Source organism: Sphingopyxis sp. (assembly GCF_036675685.1).
Lineage (GTDB): Bacteria > Pseudomonadota > Alphaproteobacteria > Sphingomonadales > Sphingomonadaceae > Sphingopyxis.
On sequence record NZ_JAKFEM010000004.1, the window covers coordinates 1 to 12,277 of the forward strand.

The following is a 12,277-nucleotide window of genomic DNA, read 5'->3' on the forward strand; positions in this document are numbered from 1 at the left end:
AAGCTTTGCTAGGCGCCCGCTCCTACCTGGTGCCGGACCCGTCCGGACCATCATGATGTGCGGTCGTGGCGGAACTGGTAGACGCGCAACGTTGAGGTCGTTGTGGCCGAAAGGCCGTGGAAGTTCGAGTCTTCTCGACCGCACCATTCATCCCAGTCGCTGGATGCAAACAAATATCCCCAGGCATCGGCCTGGGGAGTGTTCGAGGTCGCGCCGAACGAAGCGTCAGGAAAGCACGGGGCCGCTGGTGACCGCGATGCGGCGGCGAAGCAGGAACAGCCCCGCCGCCAGGATCGCGGTCGGCACCAGCATCAGCGTGAAGGCGGTCCGGCCGTCGAGATTGGCGAAGACCGCCCCGGTGATGACCGACCCGGTCGTGCCCCCCAGCGCCGAAAAGACGACCACCAGCCCCATCAGCGGCGGGTGGTTGCGCCTGGGCATCGCGCTCAGCATCACCGAGATGATCGTCGGATAGACCGGCGCCAGCGCGATGCCGATGAGCGGGAACAGGAAGGCCGCGGCGGGCGCGTCGGCCCAATTGTGGATGACACCCGGCGGCACGCCCTCGGCCATCGGCAGCACGAGGATGATCAGCGCCGCGAGGACGGCGAGGCAGGTGTTGAGCACCGGATACCAGTCGAACCGCGCCATCACCGCGCCCGCACCGAAACGCCCGATCGCCAGCGACGCCGCGAACAGGCTCGCCGCCTGTACGCTCATCTGGTGCGGCAAATGCAGCACCTCGTTGTTGAAGGTCGGCAACCAGGTCGCGATCCCCTGTTCGATCAGCACGAACACAAAGGCGCAAAAGACGAAGACGAGAACGAGCGGCAGCGCGGCGAGGCGCAGCATGGCGATAAAGGGCGGCCCTTCGGCCGCGCTGCCTTCATCCCCGATATGCGCCGGGGTTTCGTCGACCCGCGCGGTGAGCAGCAGGACCAGCGCGAGCGCACACACCGCCGCAAGCACCCAATAAGCGTTCAACCAACGCAGGCCCGTCGGATCGATGAAAGCGCTGAACACCCAATAGGATGAGAGCACGCCGACCATGAACATGCCCTCGATCAGGCTGGTCAGGCTGGCATGCCGGCGCGCGTCGGCGGTGACGAGGCCGATCATCGAATAGACGACAACCTTGGCGACCGCGAATGCCGCGCCGACCATCGCGAAATGCAGCCGCGCGGCGTTGAAGCTGCCGATCAACGGCATCACGAGGCAGGCAAGGACCGCAAGCGCGAGCGCGGCGAGCAGCGAATTGCGGAGGCCGAGCCTGGGCAAATAGCTCGCCGTCGCGAAAGACACGATCGCGATGGTGATGTCCTTGAACCCTTCGAGCGTGCTCGCCTCGGGCTTGGTCACGTCAAAGCTGGAAATCGACTGGAGGATCACCGTCCCGACGCTGTTGAGCAGCATCGCAAAGGCGACATAGGTCAGGATCAGCGCGGCGATCAGTCGGGTGCGGGCCATCAGCTGTCCTTGTATTGGAAGAAGGGGTGGCCGCGAAGAGGCCGCGGCCACCCAGGGAGGGATGTCTCCTAGAATTTATAGGCCGCGCTGAAGCGGAACGACCGGCCGAGGATCGGCCGCGCGTTGACGACCTCGCCCCCCGTCTGCCCCAGCGCGCGCGGATCGCCCTCGGTCAGCCCGACCTTGTCGGTCAGATTGTCGGCGGTGACCGCGAACTGCAGCGCGTCGTTGACGTCGACGGTCACGCCCGCATCGATCTTGAAATAATGCGGCAGCGACTGGGTGTTCGCGGTGTCGGAGAAGCGGTCGCCGATGTAGCTGAAGGTCGAATAGAGCGAGACCTTGCTGCTCTCGCCGAATTCGATGTCGTACGACGGTGTCACGCGCCACTGCCACTTCGGCTGGCGTTGCACGCGGTTGCCGCTGAGGTCGATCGTCCCGCCGCCCGCGAAGAAATCGCGGTATTTCGCATCGAGCCATGTGCCCGAAAAAGCGATGGCGAAATTGTCGATCGGACGCAGCTGTCCTTCGAGCTCGATCCCCGTGCTGCGCGCGCCGCCAATGTCGGCAACCGGCGCGCCATTCTGGATGACCGTCGTCACCAGCCCCTTGAACTTGGTATGGAACAGCGTGGCATAGAGCGACACAAGGTCGGTGCGCAGCTTCACCCCGCCTTCGAAATTGTCGACGCGCGGCGACACAAAGACCCCGTCGCGCAGATTGTCGAAGAAGGGGTTGGTGTTGCCGCGATTGTAACGGGCATAGACGCCGACCGACGACGAGACATCATAGTTGATGCCTGCGGTCCACGACCAGGCGCCCTTCTTGTACGCGATGTTGCGGAAGGTGCCGTTCAGCACCGCGGTGCCGTTGTTGTAGAGCGTGTTCGGATTGCCGTCGGTATCGACCCCGAAATTGTTATTTTCCAGCGTCCCTGTCGCCTTGTAATTCTGGTAACGGAGACCAGCGTCAAAGCGCAGTTCGGGCGTAATCTGGAACTCGTCGACCGCATAAAAGGCGTATTCGCGGCCGTCATAGGCGGCGTTGACGTTGAAGAAGCTGCCCTGGGTAAAGCCATTGTTCGTCGCAACCTGGCCGTTCGCGAGGACGAGATTCAGCACGCGCGCATTATTTTCTGCGGTCAGCAGCCGGACGTTACCGAGGCTCCATTGGTCGTTCGATGAAAAGTCCGAATAATAGGCGCCGACGGTGAACTTGTTGTTCCCGCTTTCCCATTCGACCGCGAGGTCGTTGGTAAAATCCTCGATCTGCTTGCGGACGATCCAGGTTCCGGCGCGGATCACCTGCTGGGTCCCGGCCACCGCCTGCCCGCCGTTGACATAGGTCAGGCTGCCAATCGTGCTCCCGAGCGATGCGGCATAGGCGTTGGCGGTCGTCGCCGTGCCGGCGGGGACGAGGCCGGTCGTGTCGGCATCGCCCTTGAGGTAGCTGGCGCGGTAACGCAGGCTGAGCCCGTCGCCGATCTCGTAATCGATATTGGTGCCGAGGTTGATCAGCTTCGCGCCGCGACCGTCGGCAAGGTCGGCACGCGTCCCATCGGGCAGCGTGCTGCGCCGTGTTTCGGGACCCGCGAGCACACCGGTGCCGGGATCGATATTGCCGAACTGGCGAACCTTGTTGCCGTCGCGGATCACTGGGATCGGCAGCAGCCACTGGCCGCGATCGTTGAGGTAGCGCGCAAAGACAAGGACCGAGCCCTTGCCGAAATCGTGACGGATATTGGCGGTAATCTGGCCACCCTTTTCGGCGGTGAAGCGCGGATCGCGAATGCCATTGCCTTGCGAATAATAGCCGCCGACCATGAAGCTGGTGCTCTCGCCGAGCGGGCCCGACAGCAACGCGTCGCCGCGCAGGTCTCCATAGTCGGTGACGCTGGCCTTCACGAGGCCTTCGAAATCGCGCCCGCCTTCCTTCTGGACGAAGTTGACCGTCAGGCCCGGCTGGCCGTTGCCGAACAGCGCGCCGGTGCCGCCGCGCACGGCCTCGACGCGGTCGATCGTCTCGTCGATGCGGATCAGCTGGGTGTTCTCGAGGAAGGACAAGGTCGGCGGGGAAAAGAAGGGCACGCCCTGCACCGTCAGCGTGACGAATTCGGCGTCGCCGCCCGAGGGATAGCCGCGCACGAAGATGTTGGCGCCATTCTGGCCGCCCGAGCTTTCGGCCGACACCCCCGGGATGACCTTGAACAGGTCGGCGGTGCTATTCGGCGCGGCGCGATCGATCGCGTCCGAATTGATGCTGGTGATCGCGAACGCCGCGTCCTGGCGGTTGATCCCGCCGCCGGCGGTGCCGGTGACGACGATTTCCTCGTTCGCCGCCGCATCGTCGGCCGGGGGCGCTTCCTGGGCTTGGGCGGTCATCGGCAGCGCGAAGAGCGCGATCGACGACAGCAGATAGGTCCGCTTCAACATGAGATTTCCTCCACTTTTCCTGATCTGGTTGAAAGGCGCGCGCCCGGTGCCGATTCCCGTTCTGACGACAGGATCTGGCCGACCGAAAGATCGCCGATGGCGGGGACGTGCAGGTCGGCATCGGGCAGCGCCTCTTCTGACCCGATGCCAATGGCCACCATGCCCGCCGCATGGATGGCAGTTATTCCGGCCCGCGCATCCTCGATACCGATGCAATGCCCGGGGGCGAGGCCCATGCCGGCGGCACAGGCGAGAAAGATGTCGGGCGCGGGCTTTGCGTGTGCGACCGCGCCGGCGTCGGCGATGAAATCGAACGCGTCGGATATGCCAAGCAGGCGAACGACGGTGCCCGCGTTGCGGCTGGCCGACGCCAGCCCGATTTTCAGCCCGGCGGCGCGCAAGTCCGCGAACAATCTGGTGACCCCGGGGAACAGGTTCGCGGGCGAATAATCGGCGAGCCGCTCGACATAGGCGGCATTCTTCTCGGCGAGCATCGCATCGAAGGTCGCCGCGTCGACATCGGTGCCCGCACCGGCGAGGATCAGCCGCAGCGACGCCGCGCGGTCGACGCCCTTCAGCCGATGATTGGCTTCGCGGTCGAAAGACAGGCCATGCCGGTCGGCGAGCGCTTGCCACGCGAGATAATGATCCTCGGCGGTGTCGGTGAGCACGCCGTCGAGGTCGAAGATGACGCCCTTTACCGACGGGCGCGGCATCACCGCCGCGTCGGCGCCGATGCGCAGCGGCCGGCCATGGTCGACGATGTCGACCGGATCGCCCGACAGGAGTCCATAGGTGCAGCCCGCCTGATCGACACGCAGTTCGATCACGCTGCCCCGCCAGCAAAGGCGGAAGCGGTAGCCGGTCCATTCGGGCGGAATGGCAGGGTTGAACGATGGCACCGCGCCATCGAGTGCCAGCCCGCCCCAGCCCTGCGCCAGCACCAGCCAGCTTCCCGCGAGTGCCGCCATATGGAGGCCGTGCGAGGTGTTGCCGTGCCGGTCCTCCAGATCGACGAACGCGCATTCGCGGTGATAGTCGATCGCCTTTTCGGCCTGCCCGAGCCGCGCCGCCATCGTCGCGAAGGCGACCGACGACAGCGTCGAATCATGCGCCGTCACCTGCTCATAATAAGCGAAATTCCGCTCCTGCAGCGCGCGCGGCATCGGCGTCAGGTCCATTGCCATCGCCTGCACGACATTGCCCTGCTTGGCTATCTGGTGGCGGAACAGGATCATCGGATGGAGGCCCATCAGCAGTGGCCCGCGCTCGCCGAGCGGTTTCAGGTCGGGCAACCGCGGACGACCGAGAAAGGCGTCGTCCTGCGGATTGACCCGCGCCGCGGCGTCGACCGGCAGCCACATCGCGTCCGCCGCCTTCCGCCAGTCCGCAATCTCGGCCGCTTCGAGACCGAGCTTGGCCGTGAGCGCGGCATAATCCGCTGCCGCCTCACCGCGCAGCCAGTCGGCGGTGTCGGCGGCAAAGGCGAGATGATGTTTGGCGATCGCGTTGGTGTAGAAATCATTGTCGACCAGCGCCGAATATTCGTCGGGGCCGGTGACGCCATGGATGCAGAAGGCGCCGCCGCGCCGGTCGTCGAAGGCGCCGATTTCCAGCCACATGCGCGCCGTCTCGAACAGCATCTCGGCACAGTGCGCACGAAACACCTGATCGCCCGTCGCCGCGACATAGAGCTGAACGCCGTGCGCGATGTCCCCATTGATATGATATTGCGCCGACCCCGTCGGATAATGCGACGAGCATTCGGCGCCCGCGATCGTCCGCCACGGATACAGCGCGCCGCGCTTATGGCCCATCGCCGCGGCGTGTGCGCGCGCCTGATCGAGTTTCCCGGCGCGATAGGCGAGCAGGTTGCGCGCCTTTTCGGGCGCCTGCAGCGCGAGGACGGGAAGCATGAACGCCTCCGCATCCCAGAAATAATGCCCCTCATAGCCCTCGCCCGACAGCCCCTTGGCGGCGATGCTGTGCGAGGCGCTGCGGCTCGCCGACTGGTGCAGCTGGAACAGGTTGAACCGCAGCGCCTGCGTGAGCGGCTCATCGCCGTCGATACCGAAGGCGACGCGGTCCCACAGCTGCTCGACCGCCGTGCGCTGTCCATCGGCGATGGCGTCGAAGGGCTGCATCGGCTGGTCGAGGGTGGCGGGACCACCGCGCGCGCAAGCCAGGGCAACGACGCGATCGATACCGAGCGCCTCGCCCGCATCGAGGTGACGGCGCACGATATGCCCGGCGTGAACCGTCGCGACTTGCGCGCCGGGGCTGGCAACATGCTGGCGATAGGCGAGCTCGACGACATCCTGGCCGAAGCGGGTGACGTCGGGGGTGTCGCCGGGCAGCACCGGCAACACCGCCCAGCTCGATTGCAGGCGGCCCGAGATGCGCGGATCGTCGGCGTCGGCGTCGGCGGCGCCATCGCTCTCGGCCTCCGTGCCGTAGGTCAGCCAGGCCTGGACGCTCGCCGAAAAATCGACCGGCGTGACCGCGATCCGCGACGCGACGCACGCCGCGACGCCCAGCGGCACAATGCGCCGCACCTCGATGTCGAGCAGCCTGCCGCTCTCCAGCCGCCAGCGCGAGCGGCGAAGCAGTTGGCCGCTTTGCAGGTCAAGCTCACTGCGGTTTTCGACCAGTTCGGTCTGCGAGAAATCGATTGGTGTTCCGTCGATATGCAGCCGCAGTAGGACCGGGCTCGGGCATTTGATGCGCGTATCGGTCGCGGTCGCGTAACCCGGAAAGCTCTCATGATAGCTGATCGGCCGCGTGACGAAAGCATCGGGCAAATAGCAGGCGGGCGCCGCCGCCAGTTCGTCGGCGGCACCTTCGACCCCGACCAGCCCGTTGGCGAGCGCGAAAAGCGCGCGCGCCTGATCGCCGGTCGCCGACGCGCCGTGACGGACGAGCCGCATCGAATCCGGACCTGTTTCGGTTATTGCCACCGTCATCCTCACCCACGGCGCGCATGCTCGGGCTGCGCGCTCTCGGATCGTGGTTTCCCGCAAAATGGTATCGATGTCAAGGTATCGATACCATTTTGCGATTCACATCGCGCTACGCGGCACTTTCGTCAACTTCCGCTAACTGTCGCGGATGATCAACGTGACAGGCATGGCGCGCGACGCGACCGCTTTTCCGGCCACCTTGTCGAGCACCTTTTGCGCAAGCAACTCGCCCCCGATGCCCCAATCCTGCCGGATGCTCGTCAGCCGGGGCGAAAAGAGCGCCGCGCCGGGCGAGTCGTCGAAGCCGACAACCGACACATCGTCGGGCACCTTGTACCCGCGCGCCTGCAGCGCCTCGATCGCACCCATCGCGATCGCATCGCTGGCGGCAAAAATGCCGTCGAAGCCGAGGCTTTCTCCATCGAGCAGCGGCGCCACCGCTTCGCGCCCCGCCGCAACGGTGAAGGTGCAGGCAATATTGCCGGCAGTCGCCGCACCCGATCCTGCGAGCCCCGCCTCGAAGCCGATCAACCGGTCCTCAGCCTCGCCGTGCCCGGCATCGCCAAGGAACAGGAGCCGGCGCCGGCCGCACCCGAGAAGATATTCGGCAGCGAGCCGTCCGCCTTCGTTATTGTCGCTGCCGACAACGATCCGTTCGGGCGGGCCATGTTCGGCGCCCCAGACCACATAAGGAAGCCCGGTCGCCTCGATCACCGCAGCGGCATCGTCGTGCACCCCCTGCCCCAACAGGATCACGCCGTCGGCCGAGGGCGGCGCTTCGGAGAAGAGGTCGATGGTGGTCAGCACCATATTCTGCCCCGCCGCGGTCAGCTCCTGCAATATCCCGCCGAGCAGCAGCAACGGATAAGGCTCGCTCATCAGGCGCTCGTGCGACGGCGTCATTTCGATAACCACCGCGATCGTCCGCGTGCGCTGTTGTCGCAGGTTGCGCGCCGACACGTTGAGCCGATAGCCCATACGTTCGGCGGTTTCGCGGATCAGTGTCCGGGTGCTTTCCTTGACGGTCGACTGGTTCGACAGCGCACGCGACACGGTGATCTTTGCAATGCCAAGCTCGTTCGCGATATCCGCCATCGTCGGGCGCGCGCCGCCGCCGCCATTGGAACCGGAGCCATTTTCCATGTCCGCCCCTTACCGTGCGGCGTCCCGGTTTCACAAGCGGCTAAGCACATCAGTTGGTCCAATAGATATAGTCCTGCCCATCTTTCCACGGCGCGTTGAGCGGCACGTCGATCCGCACCGGCCCTTCGACCAACCCGGGCCAGATCGGCTTTGCCATACCCTTGTCCTGCGCCTCGATCATCGCGCGGAGCGCCGCGACACGCTGCGGATCGCGCGCGGCGAGATCGTGGCGCTCGGTCGGATCGGCGGCGAGATTGTAGAGCCGCGCCTTTTCGGGGCGCTTCGTCACCTGCAGCTTCCAGTCGCCCGCGCGCACCGCACGATAATCGCCCGAGCGCCAGAACAGCGCCGGCCGCTTGGCGGGACCGGCGAGGATATTCTCGCTGTCGATCCGCCGGTCGGCGGGCAGGTCCGCCCCGGCCGCGGCGGCGATGGTCGAGAAGATGTCGAGATGGCCGGTCATATCGGCGCGCTGCGAGCCCGGCGCGATCTGGCCCGGCCAGCGCATGAACAGCGGGGTGCGGATCCCGCCTTCGAAGAAGGTCGCTTTCCAGCCGCGATACGGCGCATTGAGATTGTCGATGCCAGCGTACCAGGCGCCGCCATTGTCGCTGGTGAAGATGACGAGCGTATTGTCGTCGACCCCAACTTCTTTCAGCTTCGCCATCACATCGCCGATACGGCGGTCGAGCTGCGCGATCATCGCGCCATAGACGCGGGTCTTATGGTCCTCGATCTGCGACAGCCTGTCATAGTCCGCGCGTTTCGCCTGCAGCGGCGTGTGCGGCGCGTTAAAGGCAAGATACATAAAGAAAGGCCGATTGCGGTTCGCCTCGATCGCCTGCATCGCCTCCTCGGCGAAATAGTCGGTCATATGGCCGCGCGGGTGAAAGCGTTTGCTGCCGTTGAAGGTCACCGCGTGGCGCAGGTTCGCCCACAGGAAGCGGTCGATCGCATCCCACGGCAGCTTGGCATTGACGACGTCGGGGGCATCTTCGGGCATGAACATCGCCGCGCCGCCGAGCACCGCAAGGCTTTCGTCGAAGCCTTGGTTCTGGGGCTGCAGCGCCGGCGCCTCGCCGAGATGCCATTTGCCGATATGCAGCGTATGATAGCCCGCCGCCTTCACCGCCTCGGCAATCGTCACTTCCTTTGCCGGCACCCCCATGTCGGGATAGGCGGGGATGTCGTCGGTGATCAGGTCGCGGTGGAATATCGGCTTGAGCGGTCCAAGCGCGCCGCCATGCGCAAGATTTTCGGCGAACTCGACCGGAACCGCCGTAAATTCAAAGCCGAAACGCGTCGGATAGCGCCCTGTCATCATCGCCGCGCGCGAGGGTGAACAGGTGGCATTGGCGGCATAGGCGGTAGTGAAATTGACGCCCTCGCGCGCGAGCGCATCGATGTTCCGCGTCTTGACGATCCCGCCCGCGACCCCGCCGCCATTCAGGCTGATGTCGTTATAGCCAAGGTCGTCGGCGACGATCAGGATGATATTGGGCGGCCGCTTGCCCCCAGGCGGACTGGCTGGCGCCGTGGCCGGTCCCCGTTGCCATGCGATCGCGCGGTTCGGCTGCACCGGGTCATCCCAGTCCTGGAGGATGCCGGGAAGCCGATATTCATTCGCCCGAAACGCCCAATAGCCGCCGGCCGCGAGCAGGGTCGCAAGGCCCAGGGCGATCCATCGCTTCTTCATCGCCCCACCCGCTTTCGTTGCTTTGAATATTATGACACTATATGTGTCACTATATTGATTGCCGCGCAAGGTCGTTCGGGAAGAGCCATTGACCCCGGCGCCAAGCTGGGCCAGCGGAGAGGATATGACGACGGGGGTTCGGAAATCGTCGCCGCCGAAAGGCGATGCGAAGCGGGTCGACGGCCGGCGCGAACGCGGCCGGTCGAGCCACAAGCGCATCGTCGAGGCGATGATGGAACTGATCATCGGCGGCGACCTCGCGCCGAGCGCGGCGCGCGTCGCCGAGGAAGCCGGCATTGGGCTGCGCACCGTCTTCCGCCATTTCGACGACATGGACTCGCTCTATGCCGAGATCACGGCGACGATCACCGAGCGCGTAATGCCGATCGCCATGGCGCCCTATCCCGATCAGGACTGGCGCGCCAATGTCCGCGATCTGGTGCGGCGGCGCGTGCGGGTGTTCGAGACGACGCTGCCCTTTCGCCTCGCAGCGAATATCAAGCGCTACCAGTCGCCCTTCCTGATGGGCCAATATGGCAAGGTGGTGATGCTCGAACGCGAGCTGATACTCCGCCTGCTCCCCGGCGATGTCCTGACCGACCGGATCAATGTCGAGGCGCTGTGCGCCGCGCTCTCGTTTCAGACCTGGCGCACGCTGCGGCACGACCAGGGCCTGTCCGCCGAAGAAGCGGGCACGGTGATGATGCACATGGTCGATACCCTGCTGGCGACCCTTGTCCCGATGGGTTCAACGGCGCCGGCGACGCAGGCCCCAGACAAAAGCTGACAGCAGCAGGACGATCGCGCCGGCCCACAGGCCGAGGCGGATCAGCCGCGGCTTGCCCTGTTGTTCAAAGGCATAGCGGTTGATCTGGTCATCGGCGATGTAGCCCGGCGGCATGTCGAGCACGCCGTTGGCTTTTGCATAGGCGGCATAGTCGGCGCGCATCGCGGCGAAGCGGCCCGGCATCGCCGCCGCCAGATCGCGCGTCTCGCCCGGGTCATTCCGAAGGTCGAAAAGCCGCCACTTGCCGTCGCCGGTCGGCGGCAGGTTGCGCACCAGCTTGTAATCGCCGCGGAACAATGCGGCGTTGCCCGACAGTTCGTAACCGGACGGCGTGTCGCCATGCACGCTGCCGCCCGTCCCCGCAAGCATCGGGACGAGGCTGCGCCCGGTAACGGGCTCGACCGCCTTGCCCTGCCAGTCGCCGCGGTGGAGCGGCACCCCGGCAAGCTCGGTGAGCGTCGGCAGAATATCGGTAACCTGCGCGAACCCGTCGCTGATCCCTCCGGCGCGAATCTTCGGGTTGCCAGGCCAGGCGATGATCAGCGGCACGCGAAGCCCGCCCTCGGCGGCGCTGAACTTGTAACCCGACAATGGCGACGAGGCCGCGCTCGCCCAGCCCGGACCGATCGCCGAAAAACTGCCGCGCCGGCCGATGTTGGCGGTCGACAGGTCATATTCCATGTCGAGGTACAGCCGGTTGCGCATGCTGTGGAACGGGTCCGTCGGTTCGGCGCCATTGTCCGAAAGGAAGACGAAGATCGTGTTGTCATAGTCGCCCGTCGCCTTCAGATGCGCGACGAGACGGCCGACCTCACGGTCCATCGCGGTCGCCATCCCGCCATAGGCCTGCATCACGCGCACCGCAGCGGCGCGCTCTTCGGCACCCAGCTTTTTCCAGTCGGGCGTCGTCGGCATCGTCACCATCGGAACCCCGGCGGGAACGACGCCGAGCGCCGCCGCGCGCTTCGCCCGCGCCTCGCGCAGCGCGGTCCAGCCGTCCTTGTACATCGCCGAATAGCGTGCGATGTCGCTATCGGGCGCCTGCACCGGAATATGGTTCGCGAGGAAGTTGACCGAGGCGAGGAAGGGTTTGCCGCTTTTGCGGTCTGCCTCGATATAGTCGATCATCCGCTGCACGACGAAATGCGAGCTGTAATAATCCCTGGGCAGCGTCGCGGGCTTGCCGTTTTCGGTCCAGGCGGCGGTGTCGTACATGCCCTCGATCGGGCGCTGCTCGAAATTGTCGGCGCCGGCATCGGCGAGGCTGAAGGCGCGGTCGTATCCGCGCGCGTGCGGCAGGCGCTCGCTATCGCTGCCGAGGTGCCATTTGCCGGTGAGATAGGTGCGGTAACCCGACGCCTTCAAAAGCTGCGCGATCGTCACGACGCGGTGGTTCATCACCGTGTCGTATCCGGGCTTGCCGCGATGCGCGTCGGGGATCGTCTCGGGCATGTTGCCGAGGCCGTTCCGGTGATTCATCACCCCCGTCTGCAGCATCGCGCGCGTCGGCGAGCAGGATCCCGCGACATGGAAGTTGGAAAAGCGCATGCCGGCGTGCGCGAGCGCGTCGATATTCGGGGTCGCAAACTCGGCGCCAAAGGCGCCGACATCCGAAAAGCCCCAGTCGTCGGCGAGCAGGATGACGATGTTGGGATGGCGCGGCGGCGCGGCGGGCTGCTGCGCCTGCAAGGGCGCCGTCACCGGCAGGACACCAAGAGCGATGATGGCAGCACGCCGGAACCGGCCCACGCGACCCGGCACCATGGTGGTCCTCACGCGCACTGCCATCACT

The 12,277-nt window shown here is 65.6% G+C and carries 7 protein-coding genes and 1 tRNA gene; 2 read left to right on the plus strand and 6 right to left on the minus strand.

All coding sequences use genetic code 11. The annotated features are described in order from the left end of the window. Positions 1 to 59 precede the first annotated feature (59 nt). Positions 60 to 146 (plus strand) — tRNA-Leu (locus V6M50_RS01185). A 79-nt stretch (positions 147 to 225) separates the two neighbouring features. On the opposite strand, the gene V6M50_RS01190 is transcribed toward V6M50_RS01185, so the two are convergent. The 5 genes from V6M50_RS01190 to V6M50_RS01210 all read right to left on the minus strand — a co-directional run bounded on the left by V6M50_RS01190 (position 226) and on the right by V6M50_RS01210 (position 9,698). After that, positions 226 to 1,467 carry an MFS transporter gene (locus tag V6M50_RS01190; RefSeq protein ID WP_332816703.1) on the minus strand — a complete coding sequence of 414 codons (1,242 nt, stop codon included), beginning with the start codon at positions 1,465 to 1,467 and terminating at the stop codon, positions 226 to 228. Positions 1,468 to 1,535: 68 nt separating this feature from the next. After that, on the minus strand, positions 1,536 to 3,899 hold the full coding sequence (locus V6M50_RS01195) for a TonB-dependent siderophore receptor (RefSeq protein WP_332816704.1): 2,364 nt from the start codon (positions 3,897 to 3,899) through the stop codon (positions 1,536 to 1,538). Then, positions 3,893 to 6,862 (minus strand): beta-phosphoglucomutase, encoded by a 2,970-nt coding sequence (gene pgmB / locus V6M50_RS01200; RefSeq protein WP_332816705.1) that lies wholly within the window; start codon positions 6,860 to 6,862, stop codon positions 3,893 to 3,895. The genes V6M50_RS01195 and pgmB overlap by 7 nt, the downstream gene beginning before the upstream one ends. 132 nt (positions 6,863 to 6,994) lie before the next feature. Then, entirely contained in the window at positions 6,995 to 8,002 is a 1,008-nt protein-coding gene (locus tag V6M50_RS01205) for a substrate-binding domain-containing protein (RefSeq protein ID WP_332816706.1), read from the minus strand. A 49-nt stretch (positions 8,003 to 8,051) separates the two neighbouring features. Next, positions 8,052 to 9,698, minus strand: a complete 1,647-nt coding sequence (locus V6M50_RS01210; RefSeq protein ID WP_332816707.1) for a sulfatase-like hydrolase/transferase — start codon at positions 9,696 to 9,698, stop codon at positions 8,052 to 8,054. Between the two features lie 124 nt (positions 9,699 to 9,822). On the opposite strand from V6M50_RS01210, the gene V6M50_RS01215 reads away from it, so the two are divergent. Further along, entirely contained in the window at positions 9,823 to 10,485 is a 663-nt protein-coding gene (locus V6M50_RS01215) for a TetR/AcrR family transcriptional regulator (protein WP_332816708.1), read from the plus strand. On the opposite strand, the gene V6M50_RS01220 is transcribed toward V6M50_RS01215, so the two are convergent. Then, a complete protein-coding gene (locus V6M50_RS01220; protein WP_332816709.1) occupies positions 10,447 to 12,261 on the minus strand; it encodes an arylsulfatase in 1,815 nt (604 codons plus the stop codon). The two genes, V6M50_RS01215 and V6M50_RS01220, sit on opposite strands and share 39 nt — an antisense overlap. Positions 12,262 to 12,277: the final 16 nt, after the last annotated feature.